At 53.8% G+C, this 16,821-nt stretch carries 19 protein-coding genes; 8 read left to right on the top strand and 11 right to left on the bottom strand.

What is annotated here, in order from left to right:
* Positions 1–142: 142 nt before the first annotated feature.
* From F4555_RS06295 to F4555_RS06285, 3 genes are all read right to left on the bottom strand, one after another.
* The gene (locus tag F4555_RS06295; RefSeq protein WP_004011957.1) at positions 143–361 is read right to left on the bottom strand and encodes a hypothetical protein; all 219 of its coding nucleotides are present in this window, start codon (positions 359–361) and stop codon (positions 143–145) included.
* Entirely contained in the window at positions 358–546 is a 189-nt protein-coding gene (locus F4555_RS06290; protein WP_004011958.1) for a type II toxin-antitoxin system HicA family toxin, read from the bottom strand. The genes F4555_RS06295 and F4555_RS06290 overlap by 4 nt, the downstream gene beginning before the upstream one ends.
* Before the next feature lie 229 nt (positions 547–775).
* Positions 776–1,579 (bottom strand): hypothetical protein, encoded by an 804-nt coding sequence (locus F4555_RS06285; RefSeq protein WP_036370059.1) that lies wholly within the window; start codon positions 1,577–1,579, stop codon positions 776–778.
* 197 nt (positions 1,580–1,776) lie between these two features.
* Between F4555_RS06285 and F4555_RS06280 the strand changes: the two genes are divergently transcribed.
* Positions 1,777–3,174 carry a deoxyguanosinetriphosphate triphosphohydrolase family protein gene (locus F4555_RS06280; protein WP_004018460.1) on the top strand — a complete coding sequence of 466 codons (1,398 nt, stop codon included), beginning with the start codon at positions 1,777–1,779 and terminating at the stop codon, positions 3,172–3,174.
* 105 nt (positions 3,175–3,279) lie between these two features.
* Positions 3,280–5,346: a DNA primase gene (gene dnaG, locus F4555_RS06275; protein ID WP_004018467.1), complete on the top strand. Its 2,067-nt coding sequence runs from the start codon at positions 3,280–3,282 to the stop codon at positions 5,344–5,346.
* A 107-nt stretch (positions 5,347–5,453) separates the two neighbouring features.
* Here dnaG and F4555_RS06270 read toward each other — a convergent pair whose 3' ends face one another.
* On the bottom strand, positions 5,454–6,227 hold the full coding sequence (locus F4555_RS06270; protein ID WP_004018469.1) for a response regulator transcription factor: 774 nt from the start codon (positions 6,225–6,227) through the stop codon (positions 5,454–5,456).
* Positions 6,224–7,366, bottom strand: coding sequence for a sensor histidine kinase (locus F4555_RS06265; RefSeq protein ID WP_036370063.1), 1,143 nt, complete (start codon positions 7,364–7,366; stop codon positions 6,224–6,226). Before F4555_RS06265 ends, F4555_RS06270 begins: the two co-directional genes overlap by 4 nt.
* 938 nt (positions 7,367–8,304) lie before the next feature.
* Here F4555_RS06265 and F4555_RS06260 point away from each other — a divergent pair.
* Complete coding sequence (locus F4555_RS06260; RefSeq protein ID WP_004014264.1) at positions 8,305–8,733, top strand: hypothetical protein; 429 nt, start codon at positions 8,305–8,307, stop codon at positions 8,731–8,733.
* 144 nt (positions 8,734–8,877) lie between these two features.
* Positions 8,878–9,039 carry a hypothetical protein gene (locus F4555_RS06255; RefSeq protein WP_004018512.1) on the top strand — a complete coding sequence of 54 codons (162 nt, stop codon included), beginning with the start codon at positions 8,878–8,880 and terminating at the stop codon, positions 9,037–9,039.
* A 4-nt stretch (positions 9,040–9,043) separates the two neighbouring features.
* Here the strand turns inward: F4555_RS06255 and F4555_RS06250 are convergent, their stop codons facing one another.
* The 3 genes from F4555_RS06250 to F4555_RS11205 are packed head-to-tail and all read right to left on the bottom strand — an operon-like array spanning position 9,044 to position 9,980.
* Positions 9,044–9,424 carry a type II toxin-antitoxin system death-on-curing family toxin gene (locus tag F4555_RS06250; protein WP_004011973.1) on the bottom strand — a complete coding sequence of 127 codons (381 nt, stop codon included), beginning with the start codon at positions 9,422–9,424 and terminating at the stop codon, positions 9,044–9,046.
* Positions 9,421–9,663, bottom strand: a complete 243-nt coding sequence (locus F4555_RS06245) for a type II toxin-antitoxin system Phd/YefM family antitoxin (protein ID WP_004016513.1) — start codon at positions 9,661–9,663, stop codon at positions 9,421–9,423. Before F4555_RS06245 ends, F4555_RS06250 begins: the two co-directional genes overlap by 4 nt.
* Positions 9,664–9,713: 50 nt before the next feature.
* On the bottom strand, positions 9,714–9,980 hold the full coding sequence (locus F4555_RS11205) for a type II toxin-antitoxin system RelE/ParE family toxin (protein ID WP_376698552.1): 267 nt from the start codon (positions 9,978–9,980) through the stop codon (positions 9,714–9,716).
* Positions 9,981–10,406: 426 nt separating this feature from the next.
* Here F4555_RS11205 and F4555_RS06235 point away from each other — a divergent pair, with 426 nt between their 5' ends.
* The gene (locus F4555_RS06235; protein ID WP_004018454.1) at positions 10,407–11,711 is read left to right on the top strand and encodes an ATP-binding protein; all 1,305 of its coding nucleotides are present in this window, start codon (positions 10,407–10,409) and stop codon (positions 11,709–11,711) included.
* Between the two features lie 78 nt (positions 11,712–11,789).
* Here the strand turns inward: F4555_RS06235 and F4555_RS06230 are convergent, their stop codons facing one another.
* Positions 11,790–12,608 carry a type I 3-dehydroquinate dehydratase gene (locus F4555_RS06230; protein WP_004018498.1) on the bottom strand — a complete coding sequence of 273 codons (819 nt, stop codon included), beginning with the start codon at positions 12,606–12,608 and terminating at the stop codon, positions 11,790–11,792.
* Positions 12,609–12,839: 231 nt separating this feature from the next.
* Between F4555_RS06230 and F4555_RS06225 the strand changes: the two genes are divergently transcribed.
* Positions 12,840–13,526 (top strand): type IV toxin-antitoxin system AbiEi family antitoxin domain-containing protein, encoded by a 687-nt coding sequence (locus F4555_RS06225; protein WP_004016517.1) that lies wholly within the window; start codon positions 12,840–12,842, stop codon positions 13,524–13,526.
* A 4-nt stretch (positions 13,527–13,530) separates the two neighbouring features.
* The gene (locus F4555_RS06220) at positions 13,531–14,427 is read left to right on the top strand and encodes a nucleotidyl transferase AbiEii/AbiGii toxin family protein (protein ID WP_004016518.1); all 897 of its coding nucleotides are present in this window, start codon (positions 13,531–13,533) and stop codon (positions 14,425–14,427) included.
* A 152-nt stretch (positions 14,428–14,579) separates the two neighbouring features.
* Here the strand turns inward: F4555_RS06220 and F4555_RS06215 are convergent, their stop codons facing one another.
* The gene (locus tag F4555_RS06215) at positions 14,580–15,146 is read right to left on the bottom strand and encodes a hypothetical protein (RefSeq protein WP_004018244.1); all 567 of its coding nucleotides are present in this window, start codon (positions 15,144–15,146) and stop codon (positions 14,580–14,582) included.
* On the bottom strand, positions 15,139–15,804 hold the full coding sequence (locus tag F4555_RS06210) for a DUF2062 domain-containing protein (protein ID WP_004016521.1): 666 nt from the start codon (positions 15,802–15,804) through the stop codon (positions 15,139–15,141). Before F4555_RS06210 ends, F4555_RS06215 begins: the two co-directional genes overlap by 8 nt.
* A gap of 166 nt (positions 15,805–15,970) precedes the next feature.
* Here F4555_RS06210 and recO point away from each other — a divergent pair, with 166 nt between their 5' ends.
* Positions 15,971–16,702, top strand: a complete 732-nt coding sequence (recO, locus tag F4555_RS06205; protein ID WP_114991204.1) for a DNA repair protein RecO — start codon at positions 15,971–15,973, stop codon at positions 16,700–16,702.
* Positions 16,703–16,821: the final 119 nt, after the last annotated feature.

Below are 16,821 nucleotides of genomic sequence, written 5' to 3'. Positions count from 1 at the left end.
TTCACTGGCCGATGCCTGGTTACACTGGTTGGGCGTGCAGTCCTTATACTCTCGAACTTGTCGGACATTCGGATTATGCGGTCTTCATCAGCACCATCGCTATTGGTTGAGCGGGTTGTCCGTGTTGTGTTTGTTGCCGGGTTCATGAGGCGAAGGCGGCGGTCTTTTGCATATTCTGGTTCGTGACCAGAACAGCAACCTCGAAGTCTTGCTCGGGGCGCTCGGTGAGTCCTGCTGCGGCATCCTTAACCATCGCTTCGACCTGGTCGAGGTGTCTGGTTTGGGTGAAAAGTCCCTCAATTTCAGGGACTTCGATTGCCCACCATTTGCCAACTCGGGTAGCTTTTGCTGTGAGTTTCATTTCATCCCTAACTGTTTCATGATTTGTCTAGCGGTGATTTCGTTTATTTCGGTGTGGTGGGGAACGACGGTTTGTCTGTCGCCCAGTCGCACTATCGTGTGCGCACCACCTTCCTTGAGAGTGAGCTGCGCATTGATACTTTTGGCGTGCCTGGTGATGTCACCCAGCAGTTTCCGCCTTTTCACGTCATTAAGTATATCCCACTCCCATTTTGAACACGGGTATCTGCGCGATAAACTGCCGCTGTGCTAGGGCTTGGAGAGATGCCGGTGAATGCCGCCAGCTAAGGCGGCATTGAGACTGGGAGATTAGGGATTAATCCATTTTACTCGTCTTGAACTGGTCTTTTAGAGAGTCTTGACTTTTTGTGTGGGGGTATTGTTTTTGCGGATTGTTAATTTTGACTTGCCACGGCTAACGCGGTTCTAAAGTCATGTGTAGCGAGTGGATTTTAGCTAGTCTGGCTTTGAATTCTTCTATCAAGCTATTACCTGTTAGGGTTCCTTCTTGTTCCATTATTCGTGCATATCTATATGGTATGCCTGTAAAATCATGAACAGTAATGGCACTCAATGATTCTGAATCGGGATACAGTGTGGTAAATTCTGTATTTAAAGAATCTATAAGCTTATAGCTATCAATTAGATAACTAGGTTGGCTTTTAAGGAGAAATTGAATTCTTTCTGTCGTATCTTCAATCTTAAGATTTGGTGCTTCAATTATTGAATTGACAACTACTCTATGTTCAATTCCCAAATCTAGTGTCCCGCGAAACACGTCCTCGATAACAAATTCATTGCAGTAATCGGGAAAAATGTGGTACGTTGGTAAGATGTAAAAGTTATCTTTATCCTTTATGTAGTTATCAACATGTTTGAGCATTATCGCTTCCATGTAATCATAATTAATATCTGTTGAAATATACAAAAATTTTCGTAATTCCCAAATGGGAATACCATTATAATGAAGGGTTGCAAGCGCATCCGGCAAGGAAAAATCGTGACGAAAATCATTTAATAATGAGTAAATAAACTCTCTAAGCTGCACTTCGGAGATTAGAGGATTATCTAACTTTTTATACGGCCATCCTGGGTTATTAAGTAAGTCTGAAAGTCGGTAGATTGTGGGAAGCACACCCGTATCTACCGACTCCAGAACTTCTGTGTCGTGCCATCCAAGTAAATCGGCTACTTCAAGGAAGGAGAACGTGTTATGCATCTATCTATACTGGTCTTGCTGAATATGTCCAGCTGGGGAACTTCTCTAATAATAGCGTGAGACGATAGCTAGCGATACTGTAATTTGTTGGTATTTTTATACCAACAAATTATGGTGTGATGTTAACTCATGCCTGGGATTCTTGATGGCACCTCGTGAATCCGCGAAACCTAACGGTGGCAAGGTAGGCTAGGGGGGTGAGTAAAACTGGTGAATACCCCGCCGCCGAACACGAACGTTTCGTGCCCGAGCGGCACAAGCGGGGGGAACGCAGTGATTTTGAGCGCGACCGGGCCAGGATTTTGCATTCTTCGGCGCTGCGGAGGCTGGGCGAAAAAACCCAGGTGTTAGGCCCGATGACCAATGATTTTTCCCGCACCCGCCTGACACACTCCCTGGAAGTCGCCCAGGTGGGACGCGAACTGGGCAAGGGGCTGGGGTGTGACCCGGATGTGGTGGACGCGGCCTGCCTGGCACACGACCTGGGGCACCCGCCCTTCGGGCATTCCGGGGAACGGGTGCTCAATGATATTGCTAGAGACATTGGTGGATTTGAAGGTAACGCGCAAACTTTGCGCCTAGTGACCTATCTGGAACCGAAAGTAGTCACCCCCGAAGGGCAACCCGCTGGACTAAACCTGACTCGAGCCACCCTGGACGCGATTGCGAAATATCCGTGGCACCGTGGGAAAGGACCGGGCGGCAGCTCCAGTACGAAATTCGGAGTCTACCAGGAAGACGCAGCCGTATTTGCCTGGCTGCGAGCCGATGCGCCGACTGCGTGTACTGATACGGCGGAGTCTTCCATGCCCGACGCTGTGCCGGCTGCGTCGGTTGCCCCAACCGCGACTCCGGCGTCGGTTGCGAACCGGCGCTGTCTGGAGGCTCAGGTCATGGATTTGTCCGACGATATCGCCTATTCCGTCCACGACGTGGAAGACGCCATAGCACTGGGTTCCGTAAATCCCACTGTTTTGGATAATGACGCGACGTTGGTGCACGTCCTGGAAGCCACCAAACAGTGGTATGTCGGAGCTTTTGACCCCCAAAAGCCCGATTCTTTCACCGTGGACGACATCGCTGCTGCCTATGAACGCCTGCGGAACACGCCGTTTTGGCTCGCCGCCCCCGCCACCGACTACCGCTCGCAAGCCGCTTTGAAAGATATGACTTCCCAGCTGATTGGCCGTTTTTGCCTGGCGACTCATGATGCCACCCGTGAACGCTACGGTACCCACCCGCTGACGCGTTACGCGGCCGACCTGGTGATTCCGCGCGAAACCCGCGCCGAAATCCTGTTCCTTAAGGGAATCGCGGTGTACTTCGTGATGGCACCGCGGGAAACCTCGCATGACTACCTGGCGCAAAAGCAAATCCTCTCCGATTTGGTGTGGGCGCTTTTGGAACGGCAAACCGAGCACGCCGACGCGCTACAGGAGCCCTTTGCGACCCAGTGGCGCCGAGCCGACAACCACCCTTTGGGACGTGATGCCGGGCGGCTGCGGGCGGTAATCGACCAGGTCGCGAGCCTGACGGACACTTCGGCAGCGGCGTGGCATGCTAGATTGGTGGGAATGTTGACCCAGCCGGTTTAGCGGTTCCACCGGTGGATTGTGGTTTCATGAGGCGCGAGCCGGGGTCACAGCGTTTTGCCTGCGGGTGGGGCGGTATTCACGAGGCGCTAACGGTAAGATAGGGCTATGGCTTCTAAGATCGACCCCGATGACATCCAAAAGGTGCGTGAAGCCATCCCCATTGAGCAAATCGTGGGTGATTACGTCACTTTGCAACGCGGGGGAGTGAACTCTATGAAAGGCCTGTGCCCCTTTCACGACGAGAAAACCCCGTCCTTTCACGTGACGCTGGGGGCGAATCTGTGGCATTGTTTCGGGTGCGGCGAAGGCGGGGATTTGATTGATTTCGTGCAACGCATCGAGGGTTTGGCTTTTCTGGAGACCATCGAGTTTTTGGCGAATAAAGCCGGGATTGTGTTGCACTATGTGGAGGGCGGCGAGGCCGGCTCGACGCGGGTAGAACCGGGTACCCGGCAACGCCTTTTGGAATGCAACCGGGTGGCGCAAGACTTTTTTACCGCGCAGCTACTGTCGCCGGAGGCTCAAGATGCCCGGGACTTCGTGGAAGGTCGCGCGTTTACTTCCGAGGACGCGGCACGTTTCGGCATGGGATACGCCCCGAAAGCTTGGGGGAACCTGCTGGGGTATTTGCGCGACAGTGGGTTCACCGATGCCGAAATTACCACGGTGGGATTGGCCAAAATGGGTTCGCGCGGTCTTTACGACGTGTTTCGTGACCGGGTGACTTGGCCGATACGGGACACTACCGGGGCGGTGCTAGGTTTCGGAGCGCGGCGCCTGGATGATTCCGACCCGGAAAACCCGAAATATATTAACACTCCGGAATCCCCGATTTACCACAAATCCTCGGTTTTGTATGGCCTGGACTTGGCGCGCAAAACTATCGGGGAACAGCGCCGCTGCGTGATCGTCGAGGGCTACACCGATGTGATGGCCGCGCATCTGTCCGGGGTGACCTGCGCGGTGGCGACATGCGGCACGGCGTTCACCGGTGAACACGCGAGGATTGTACGCCGTCTGATTGGGCGCCCGGCCGATGGGGCTTCGTCTTTGCGGATGCCCGATGGTTCTGCGCCGCGCGGCGGGGAAGTGATTTTTACGTTCGATGGGGATGCGGCCGGCCAGAAAGCCGCCCTAAAGGCCTTCCGCACCGACCAGGATTTCGCCGCCCAGTCTTTCGTGGCGGTGGCTGGAGAGGGGCTTGACCCCTGCGATTTGCGGATGCGACGCGGTCCTGGGGCGGTGCGGGATTTGGTGGACAGCCGCCGCCCGCTGTTCGAGTTCGTGTTGAAAACGATTATCGGCGGTTTCGACTTGGACAACTCCGAGGGTCGTGTGGCGGCACTGCGGGCGGCAGCACCCATTGCGGCCGAGATTCGCGACCGGGCTTTGCGCCAAGAATACGTCAGTCGTCTGGCGGGTTGGCTGGGGGTAAACAGCCGCGAGGCTTGGGAAACGGTGAACGCGGCAGGACAGTGGTTGCGTTCCCGGTCGCAGGAGGCGCGCGGCGCGGGTTTAAGCCGCAGGTCTGGCGGTTCCAACGGTTATGGCGGTGGTTCAGTTGGTGGCGGATTCATGAGTCGCGAGGGAAATCCAGGCGGTACGGGGAATGCGCCGGCCTTATTACCCGTAATGCCGCCAGTGCGGCTCGACCCGGGCGTGGATACCGACCCGGTGTGGCGCCTGGAGCGTGACGCTTTGGTGGCGGCGCTCCATTTCCCGGCCTTGACGGGGGAAACCCACTTTGACCTGCTTAGCCCCCAGGGTTTCACCCAACCCACGCTGCGAGCCATTTTCGAGGTTATCATGGCAGCGGGTGGGGTTGCGGAATATGCGCGTCTGCAAACCGAGGCGGCAGCTTCGGGGACATCAGACCCGCCGCGTGCCGCCTTGAATCGCTGGGCGGCGGCGGTGAAATCCCAGGCGGGCTCGGCCTTGGGGGGAGTGGTCACCGACTTGGCGACCCGACCGGTACCGGTACGCTCTGAAGACGAAGCCGCGCCGTGGATACACGAGGTGATGGATGCCCTGGAGCGCCTGTACCTGAACCGGGAAATGGCGGGATTGCGGGCGAAACTGAACCGTTTGGATGCGGGAGAGGAGAAAAACGCGGTGTTTGCCCAGTTGATGGAGCTAGAAACCCAGGTGCGCGCCTTGAGCCCGGAATATTGACCGCCCGGTTTCACGAGGCACTTGTCGCCGTTGGCTGGCACCTCATGAACCCGCCTCAAAACACCGCTAAACGTGAGCCGTAAGCAAACCCACCCCCGCTTGAACCGTCAATACCCGGCTTTCAAGGCGGTGATGGTCAGTTGGTTGCGACTGGTGAAATCGAGGGCAACGAAGAGTTCGCTAACATAGGTACGCACGGTGTTTTCACTCAGTTTCAGCCGCCGGGCGATGGTTTTATTGGGGTATGCTTCGATGACAAGGTCGAATACGTCGCGCAGATAGGGCGGGAGCGCTTCGACGCGGCGGCGAAAATCTTGGTATTCGGGAGCGTTGCTACTCGCGGCCAGAAAGTTTGAGGTCAGCATTTCGGTGGGGCGCGACCCGAAAACCCGCTCGCCAGCGTGAGCGCGTTTCAGCTGTTCAGCCAGCCGATCGGGGGGAATATCCTTGGTCAAAAACCCGCGCACGTTTTGTTCCAGGGAGCGCGCGAAAGATTCCTCATGTTCGAAGGCGGTCAGGATCACCACCGCCAGCTTCGGGTATTGTGTCGCGATGCGTTGGGCGGTTTGGATGCCGTCGAGTACCGGCATATCCACGTCTATCAAGGCCACGTCCACGGGCTGCGTGGCGAGAATCTTTAGGGCTTGTGCGCCGTTTTCGGCGGTGGCAACCACGGTGATGCCGTCTTGGTGATTCAACAAGTTCGCCAGCCCTTCGCGGATAATCCGGTCGTCGTCGGCAAAGAGGATGCGGATGTCCCGGTTCGCGCCACTCGCGTCCCTGGGGTCTTTCACACCTGTTGGTTCGGTCGCATCGTCCGTGTTGTCCGCGTTATTCTTCTCGTATCCGTCCATCGTTTCTGCCGCAGCCGCGTCGTTCAAGAAAACCTCCGGGGGATAATGGCGTTGATAATCCACCGATTATTGCGGCGGGTAAACAGCATTTTACCTCCTTCCCCCTCGATGCGGGACTGCAAATTCACCAGGCCGTATCCGCTGGTGTACTGTGGCGGGACGGGTGTCGTGGAGATTGTGCTGGCCATCAGCAGTGAAATCGCCTCCCCGTCAAGGTCAATCAGCAAATCCACGCCGGTGTCGTTTTCGCTGTACTTTAGGGCATTCGTGGCGCATTCCCGCACGAAGAGCGCGGCGGTCTGGATAGTTTGGCGCGTCAGGTGTTTATCTAATTTGCCTTCCGGGTCTACCTTTAGGGTGAGCCCGCGGGTGCGCAGCATGGTGCGGGAATCCTGAATAGCCTTGTCCAAACTGGGCGGGGTGGCTTTTGCATTAAGGTTCATAATCAGGGGGCGGATGCGCCCGGCGGCTTCGCGTGCCAGGGTGACGATGGGTGCGGTTTCGGTGGCGAGTTCGGGATGTGTGGTGGCCAGGTTTTCCACCGAAATAGCCACTTGTGCCAAGTCTTTCGCAATAGTGTCGTGCAGTTGCCGCGCCAGTTCTTCGCGGATGGCGGCGGCGCTTTGCCGCGACTTCATGAGTTGCCTCTCGGTTTTCTGGGTTCTGTCTGTGATGAAGCGCAAACTGTATCCAATGGCCAGAACCAGGGCAATAAGGAACAGTTCTCCGAGAATCCGCCGACCGGGGTCAGCATCTTGCCAGGTGTTAAGAGCCACCATCGCCGCGAGCAGAGTCAGCGCCCGCAGGTTCCAGTGCTGTATCAGCCACACCACCACAATCAGGTTAATCCCGAAACCTGGCATGGATAGCAGATTGGAGTGTTCTGTAAACCCGTAGGCAAAAAACACCCCAATATAGACTAAATCCCCGACTACTCCCAGCCACGCGGCGAGGGCAAGTTCTATCCCGAAGATGACAATCAGCCACACTTCCGGCTCATTTAACGAGCTCAGAAATACGCGGGGAATCAGCTCATATACAACCATGAAGGCTGCCATTAGCAGGTACGCAGCGCGGTAGCCGATTCCCCTGGTTTGCAGCCAAACTGTGGAATTCCTAGTAAAACGCGAAAAGAGCCACTTAGGTCTAGATTCTTCCAATGTCATTTACACCCCGGTAGGTGTGGTAAGTACTTACAGTAGAATAAGCCGTATCGTGGCTGCCCCACCATAGTTGGGACATCGCTGGGAAGTGTTACCTTGTTAGTGGTTGTGGGCAGCGTGACAGGAGACACGGCTAGAACGCCGACCGCGAGCAAAGCCACTCCATGCGCGAATAGCCTTTGAACTGCATAAATGTTAGACATGGTTGACCTCCTAAACAACTTATGGCTGATAATCTCAAACCTGTGTAATTCACCCTAGCATCACTGTTGTGCTTTCCGACATCGACAAATGTCAGGGTGGTGACCCTGACGAAGATCGAGGTGGATACCTCTACATTTGTCGGTGTTGCAAAGTGCTCTGTTTGTGTTTCACTGAGGGTGGCGGCGAAAAGTTTGCTGCTGGCACCAACGGGTGTCAAGGACATTCAGCTAAGAAGGCTGAAACGAACAGAAGGATTGAAAAATGAAAAAACCAATACGGATTATCACTGCAGGTGCTGCTGTCGTTGCTTTGTCCCTGAGTACTGTGGGGGTGGCTTAGCATGGAACTGCAGGGGCGAGCTATGAATGATGAAAGCAATGTGACAGTTAGTACTCGGGGAACAGCACTCTTACCCTGGATACCCCGTCTTAGCCTAGATTTTCTGTGGGCTATGCTAGTAATGACCATAGCTGAGAGAGACCCGCTCTTGAAAATTTCTAGCTGGCTAGATACAGAAAGAATACTAGGTGCATGCGCATTTACCGCTGTTGGCATCTATCAGCGTTGGTATTCCAGCAGAAAGTGATGCCTGGTTATAATGCGTGTTAGTGGGAAGCTAGTCCTGCTTGGATCAGTTCCCCACTAACCATCGTCACGGAGCTTTGGTTTGTTTTCGTGATTATAAAACCCTACGGATAATTTGCCAGGTAGAATACAAGGAATACAGGAGAGGTAAAGTGGGAGTGCTGGCAAAAAAGGAGCGCACGTCACTGTTGTGGTGGCATGTCGGGGAGGTGGCGGCGTTTTGGCTGTGTGGTGGTGCTTTGCTGGGACAGTGGGCGGGGTTACCACTGTGGGCGGCGCTTGGCCTACACGGTTTGGGTTTTTTGATTTATGCCAAGATGTATTTACTAATTACCAGCCAGTATCCCGACTTAGATAAAAAAGTGAAGCAAGTCTACCCAAAAAACTTCTGGTTTTTGGGCATTAGCCTGGTGACCTACTGGATTAAAATCTGGCACTGGGAGTTCGTTTTTGGTGCTGTAATTCTTACTTTTTCTTTCGCAATAATCTACCGTTCCTGGCACTTCCGCGACACGGGGGGACACCCGGTGCCTTGGAATGACCCGGTCTGGAAAGACTGGCGCTTCTATCCTGGCTGGTAAGAAGGTCAATAATCACTTTTGCTATTTAACCAGTGGCACCTCATGAAAATAACCTAAAAATTCGCCGGTTTAAAGCAAAGGTACCGCATCCTTTAGGATGGTAAGCCTAGGTCAAACCAGTCCCGTGACGAAAGGAGCCTCCGGATGGTGAAACTGTGGGTGTCTGAATGTGAAACTGCGACGGATTTATTGGCGAGTTTCCGGATTCGCCACGAGGTTTTCGGCGGGGAACAATCCGTTACTTTCGCCGAGGAATTGTCGCGGCTTCGCGGTTGCGTTGGGCTCCAGTTCACCGCGGTTTCATGAGGTGCTATTCAGTAATGTGAGTCTTAATCCATTGGTACAGGTCGTCTCGGCTCGTCTGCCCAGCTGCGACATTGAGGATAATTTGTATCAGTTCATCGTCTTCATAGGCGAGTTCGATTTCGTTTAGGTACAACAACACGAGCATCGCGTGGGTGCCGATTCGTTTATTGCCGTCAATGAAGGGATGATTCCTAATCAGTCCAAAGGCCAATTGGGTAGCCTTGTCTATAATCGTGGGATATAAATCCGCTCCGCTAAAGCCTTGCAACGGGGTGGCTATGGCAGAATCAAGCAAACCCTCGTCACGGAGGCCGGACAGGCCTCCGGAGCTGGCAATCAGGTCTGCGTGGAGTTTGCGGATTTGGGATTTGCTCAGGTATTTCACTTGGCGAGTTCGTGGTAAACGTGGGTATTGCGTTTCATGAGTTGCTGGGAGATTTCGTTGACTTCCGTGTCGCTGGCCTCGGTGTTTTTCTCGACTTGAGCAAACTCCATGACGACGTATCGCGGGGTATTGTTCTTGAGGATAACCGCAGAACCATACTGGTCGACAAGCCGAGCTACTTTCGAGAAATTCTGGTTGGCCTCGGTGATGGAAACCAAGGTGTCAGTGTTTACCTGCATATGGTGCTCCCTCCTCGTTTGCTAGTACATATTCTAGTCTAAATTCTAGGTTAAATACACTTTATGGCGTACTTCAACCGCCTTCGATTTCCTGAGGCGATGGCGTGTTTGGTTGCGTTTTTCAGTTTTTTGCACACCGGATCATCGTGTGACCCGGTGTGCTGGAAGTAGGCAATCCCGTCCACGGTTTTCCAGATGACCAGCCAGTCGCCGGCATTTGCTATATGGCACTCGTTGCTACCGTCCCATTCGCCTAAGAGTTTGTGCATATTGTGCCTGTGTTTAAGGATGTCCAGGGATTCTCGGGTGTTTTCTATAATCAGGTCGATGACAGCGGCGCAAATTCGCGGGTGTTATTGGTGACTAGAACCAGTCCGAGAAAACGCGCGTGGGCAGCTAGGTGTAAATCATTGGCTCCAATAATTTTTCTTTGATTTTGCAGTTCAGCACGGATTTGCCTGTAATGTCCCGAGAGTTTTTTAAATCGTGGTGGGCTGGTGAGAGGATTGGCAGCCAAAATCTCTAGCAGCGCTTGGGTTTTCGGTTTAAGTCCGGCGGCGGCGAGCTTCTGGGTGCTCCGAGGTACCCACCACACCACGTGGTTGTCGCGTTGCGAACTTGACCACAGGCTCCCAATTTGAACACAGGTTATGTCATGATTTAAGCCTAAAAGTGATAAAATAAGGACATATTTTCGCAATTGTGTGCTTAAATCAGGACGTATCTGTTAGGGTGGTGGTTTCGTGGAGCGTTTCCTCATGGGGCATCTGGTGGAGTGGAAGGATTCCGTACGGCGCAAGCCTTTGGTGGTTAACGGGGCGCGACAGGTGGGCAAGACCTGGCTGCTGCAGGAATTTGGGAAGCGACATTTCGGCAATGTGGCCTATGTGAACCTGGATCGGAATGTTCGGATGAAATCACAGTTTGAAGCTGGTTTTGATACCAAGCGCCTGTTGCGGGCGATAGAAATCGAGAGCGGACAACACATTGTTCCGGGTAAGACATTAGTGATTCTGGACGAGATCCAGGACTGCCCGTTGGCTCTGACCGCGTTGAAGTATTTTTGTGAAAACGAGCCGAATCAGGCCATTGCGGTAGCGGGCTCTTTGTTGGGGATTACATTTCATTCCGGCAGTGGTTATCCCGTGGGCAAGGTAAACACTCTGGATTTACATCCCTTGAGCTTCCGAGAATTCCTAGACGCAACGAATAACAGGGCATTGCGCGAGTTGGTGGATGAAAGCGACGAGGTACTGCTACGTGGTTTCGCGTCGAAACTGGTTTCATTGTTACGGCAATACTATTTTGTGGGTGGTATGCCCGAGGCGGTGGCAACCTACCTGGAAACCACAGATTTTGGCCAGGTGCGTCAGGTGCAACACGACATCCTGCAAGGTTACGAACGTGATATGTCCAAGCACCTCAACGGTTTCCAGATTGATAACGCCCTGGATTTGTGGCATTCCATTCCGGCACATCTGGGCAGAGAAAACAAGAAATTTATTTTTGGACAAATCCGCGAAGGGGCTAGAGCCAAAAGTTACCGTTTCGCGGTAACTTGGCTGACCCAGGCAGGACTGACGCATCGCGTGTCACGGGTCAAGAAACCGGGGATTCCCTTGGCCGGATACGCCGATACGGCAGCTTTCAAACTCTTCTTAGTTGATGTGGGGTTGTTGGGGGCGATGTCGGATTTGGATGCCAGTAGTATTATCGACGGCAACAGAGTGTTCACGGAGTTTAAAGGGGCGCTCACCGAGCAATTCGTCTGTCAAGAACTAATCTGTGAAAACGGTGAACAGGTCTATTATTGGTCGGCGGAGAATTCGCGCGGCGAGATTGACTTCTTGACGCAACAGGGCAGTAAAGTCTATGCCATAGAAGTCAAGGCCGAGGAAAACTTGCGTTCGCGCAGTCTGCGTGCCTTTAGTGAACGGTATCCCCAAGCTAGCCAAGCCCGCCGTTTCAGCCTTTCTGATTTCCGCGACCAGGATTGGATGCGAAACATTCCACTCTACGCGATTGGTAACCCTCAAATCTGGAAATAACCCTTGCCGCAAGCGATACTAATGACCAGGTCATAGGCTTGGTTATCGCCCCGGATTCAAGTTCGTGGTGCGAATGCCTCAAACCGTGGTGGGGTAGCGTAACTCCAGTTCCGCCAAGGGAAGCTGACCCGGAGCACTGGCCGGGGCGCCCACCGTCACAAAGGTCCCCCAGTTACCGGCCTGCGGTCCGGCCAGGCGGGTTGGCCGCCCAATCTCCCCCATCCCAATCAGCATCGTAGGCTTGTGAATAATCTCGAAAGCATAACGTCCGGCCTCCTGCAAGGCCGCCAGTTGCGCCGCATCAGCGGGCGAACACGCCACCTTGGCCACGTCAGCCCCCAGCGCCACCTGATGACGCAACAAGTCGAGAACCTCCTCGACACTATCCGGGGAAGGCTGCCAAAAATGGCGTGAGAGGATCACTTTCGCCCCGTCTCGCTGCAATTGTCCCACAGTTTTCGCCACCCGCTTGTCCAGATCCTCCTGGGCGCGGGGGTTGGCCGTGAGTGCGGCGGCGGTTTGCGCATCAGTGTTCATGAGGGGATAGTTCAACTCCAGGTCTACATAATCCGCGACTTTCCCCATGCAGAGCATCAGTTGTTCGTAAGCTTCGTCAGTAATTTGAATCTGGCTGCCCGGTTCGTTCTCGGTGCGAAACGTGGCCAATACCGGGCGTCCCGACTGCTCGCGAGCCTGGGAAATAATAGACTTCGCGCGGGCGAAATCCTCGTCTTTACCCATGAACGCGCCCAGCGCCGCCCAGGCTCCGTCCAGGCGGATTTCCACCAGTTCAATGCGCGGATGCAAATCCGCCAGCAACCGGTCATAGCCCAGCAACCCCGGATTCAGCGAGGTGATAAACGTCGGGCGGCGCCAATCGGTAAACAAAGCGGACATAACCTAAGTCTAGCCTGAATCCTGGTCTTGAGGCGAGACTGCGAGTGTTTTTGCTTGGCGGGGCGCGGGTTGATTCCCCGCGCCCGACTCCAAGATAGTGAACCAGATTGCCTTTCTGGGCGGCTGGCTCCGCGTTGGCTGGCACCTCATGCACTAAAATGAGTCTGATGAAAACCCTCCGTGACGAAGCCATCGGGTTGCGCTAGTTGTAAATAATGCTACTATTGAAACGTGGCTGGTGGAAGTAACGTAGAAATCATAGAAGAGCTGGCTGCTTCCGAAGGTGGTATTTTCACTAGTGGCCAGGCACTGCGTGCGGGTATTCCTCGTTACGCTCTTTCATATGCGGCGCGGGTGGGGCGTATCGAGCGGTTGCGTCATGGCGCTTATCGGCTAGCGACAGCTATTGGTTCGGATTTGGACGATTTGCGGGCGGTGTATAAACTCACTGCTCCTTCTACATTTACTTATGAGCGTCTGGCGGAGGAATTTGACGGTATTGCGGTTTGTGGTGCAAGTGCGGCATATGTTCTTGGCGTGGGGGATTTGCAACCGGTGCCATGGGAACTGGCTACACCGAAGCGGTTTAATAGCCGTATGCGTGGGGTTAACTTTCGGGTGAAAACGGTGGCGGCGCGGGATGTTATTTGGCTAGATGGGTTGCTTGTGACACGGGTGGAGCGTACGATTTCTGACCTTATTCTCGAGGATGAAGAGGACTCTTTAATAGCTGATGCTGTGGTGGAAGTCATGAGGCGCTATGGGGCAACCGACTTTGATATGCGTCGGTTACGTGAACTTATCGGGGATGAGCGAGTCGAGCAACTCTTGGCTACAGTTGGGGTCTTTGCAGGTGGATCACGGGAACTCGTAGAAATTGATAGCCTGGGACACGTGGCTCTAAAGGAAAGAGGTTAACAGAGTGTACTCTTCGCCGAAAGCCTTGGAAATGGCGGTGAAAGAGGCGGCTATAAAGTCGCCGCTTGCCACCAGTCGGGCGATAGCGGGATTCTATTTCCACAGACTTTTGTACCGGGTGTTTAGTGAGCCAGATACTTCTTTTGTTCTCAAGGGCGGGTTGGGAATGCTAGCTCGAACCATTAATGCTCGAGCCACGCGCGACATAGATTTAGCTACCGATAACCTCGATATCGAAGATGCAGTAGCGGAGCTCCGGAGATTAGCGGCAAAAAATGCGGGTGATTTTGTCACATTTCGATTTATAGGGGTCAATCCCATAAAAGGTGATGATGAATATCGGGACGGTTACACGCTAACTTTCGAGGCCATTCTTGGTGCCAAAATGATTCAACGCGTTTCTGTGGATCTCGTATCTGATGAGATATCTATCGGTGAACCTGATTGGGTTAAACCAGCTGACAGGATTGAAGTAGGCGGCATCGAGGTTTGCGATTATCCCGTGTATCCCGCTGAACGCGGCGTGGCTGACAAAGTATGCGCTATCAGAGAACGCCACGCCGACAGGCCATCAACCCGGGTAAAAGATTTGCTTGACATTGCCGTCTACGCGTTGACTGAGGAATTTGAAGCGGAAAATCTTAGAACAGCTATTCTTAGGGAAACTGCCGCCAGACATATTGTTCTTGGACGCGAATTTGAGCTTCCGCTGGAATGGGGACAACAACAGGCTGAGCAGTATGTGAAACTTGCTGCTAAAACAAATCTCCCCGAAACTATATCTACTATCGAAAAAGCTCTTGAGCTCGTCAAGCAATTCCTCAACCCAATAATTGCTGGTGATACCGTAAGCCATTGGAATCATGCCCAGAGAGCATGGGCGCAATCTACCCATAAGTAGTCAGCATTTGCGAGGCAGTGCGAGGGCGGGGGCAAATCTTGGCGCCTCATGCACTAAAATGAGTCTGATGAAAACCCTGCGTGACGAAGCCATCGGGTTGCGCACCCAAGACTTGGGCGCGCAACCCGATAGAGACAGGAAGCTCTAGGCCATTACGGCAGGTTTTTATCGCCGGGGTGGTTGTCTGGTGTTTCGTCTAGGTATATGCTGTCGTCCTCCGCATGGTACATCAGGAACAGGCCGTTGCGTTGTGCCAGGAGGCGTATGTTATGCAGGAATTCCCCGCTCGCGTTGTACAGGGCTACTTGTAACTCGCCAGCGATGTCCAGTAGTGTGTCTTGTTCTGGGAAAAGAATCTGTACCGAGGACAAGTCTTGGACTATCACGTCGTGAATAATCGCGTTGAGCTGCTCGAAGGACAAATCGCGGATATTCACTTCTGGTTTCAAATCCGGGTGTGTTTTGAAGAACTCGTCCTCTTCCGTCAGTATCATCACCGCCGGATATTCAGCCACCAGCGTTAAAGCAATAAAACCTATCTGATTAGCGAAACGCTCCAGATAAGGACTATTCCGAAGGAACGAATCGTAAGTAAGGATGTCATCGCCTACCGCGTGGAAGGGCACATAATCCAGGAAATGCCAGGACTCAGATTCATGCAGTTCCTCGATGCGAGCAAAGGAACCGCCAGATTCGTTGTAGTTGTTGTTCTTAGCCACCAACGACCTCCCCATCTTCCCTTAACGTAGCTACTCGCCTATCCTTCTTGTCCTTGAGCTTCCATTTGCCACCTTTGCGCCCATCCCTATTTTTGTCAATTTTCCAACCATTCGGAGCCCTCCATCCTTGCCCGTTCTTCAATCTTGTAGTGAATTTACTAAGGTCTACGTCTCCATTCGATTTTCGCAGACTAGATGGGATAGAACCGCGAATTCGGGCAAGTATTTGATTGTCACGCTCGGCAAGGTAATTGGTGACCGCGTTCCACGCCCAGGTGCCGGCAACAACAACCAGACCGGCGACAATAATAGCTCCAGTAGCTGCTATGACTACTTGCCCAATACCTGGTACGAAGTATATCCCGGCTCCAACGGCAACAGCCGCCCGGGTAGAAATACCCTCAGATGGGGAGGTCGAAATCAGTATGGCGTGTTGAAGTGCCTCGGTAAATTCCTGTCGGGTGTAAAAAACGCCGTTGATACTAATCCCATCGTCTGTCATGACGACATTTGATTGGGCACCTATCTGACTTGTGGCCTGGTGAATTGTTGCAGCTTCACTTCCAGTGGGGTTATCTACGGCTACAGCCGTGACTCCAGTCGCGGATAAGGCCATAGCCACCGTGAAACCAATCCCTTTGAATACTGTGTTGTGCATAAGCTTTCCTTATCTTTACTCTTCCCGTGTTTAAGCATTAACCAGTAAACCATGGATCTTGCATTATGCTATCTACTTTCGTCGGTATATTTTCACGTACAAATGTAGGTAGTTCGTTGTGCGCGGCGCGGTGCCGGGTGGCACCTCATGGACTAGAATAAGATTGATGAAAACCCTACGTGACGAAGCCATCGTGTTACGCACCCAAGACTTGGGTGAGGCCGACCGTATCGTCACGCTACTCAGTGCGAATAACGGGCTGGTGCGGGCGGTGGCGCACGGGGTGCGGAAAACTACTTCGCGGATTGGCGCCCGCCTGGAGCCTTTCGGGGTGGTGGATGTGCTGATTCGCCCCGGCCGTGGGGGCTTGCACAATGTGGAGCAGGTCGAGACGCTCGCCCCCTATGGGCGCTCGATTGCCGCTGATTATGCGCTGTTTACTACCGCGAACCTGATGGTAGAAACCCTGGAACGTCTGAGCGAAGAAGCCTGGGCGACCGACCGTTACTACCGGCTGACCTTGGGGGCCTTGCACGCCCTGGCGCTTTCCCGCCACGAACCGGGGCTGGTGTTGGACTCCTATCTGTTGCGGCTGCTCGGTTTGGCCGGGTGGGCGGCGAGTTGCTGGAACTGCGCGACCTGTGGGGCGGGCGGGCCACATCGGTACTTTAACCCGGCGGCCGGCGGGGCGGTGTGCGGGGAGTGCAAACCCCACGGGGCGGCACCGGTGGCTTTGGAGACAATGCACCTGTTGGCGGCGCTGTCAGTCGGGGATTGGCCACGTGCCGAGGCTAGCGGGGCGGCGGAGCGCGCCGAGGCGCATTCCTTGGTCACGGCTTTTGTCCAGTGGCACATGGAACGCCGCCTGAAATCCCTGTCTATCCTGGAAATCGCCTGAAGCGTTTGGTGTGCGGTGTGCGGTTGTCGCGCGATTTCATGAGATGCTAGTCGAGATGGTGATAGATCTGTTCGGCAAGTCTGGTGCTGGCATCTGATTTGGCGGCTATCACCCCGTTG

It is taken from the genome of Mobiluncus mulieris (genome assembly GCF_014204735.1).
Classification (GTDB): domain Bacteria; phylum Actinomycetota; class Actinomycetes; order Actinomycetales; family Actinomycetaceae; genus Mobiluncus; species Mobiluncus mulieris.
This window is presented reverse-complemented; position numbering and strand designations above follow the sequence as displayed.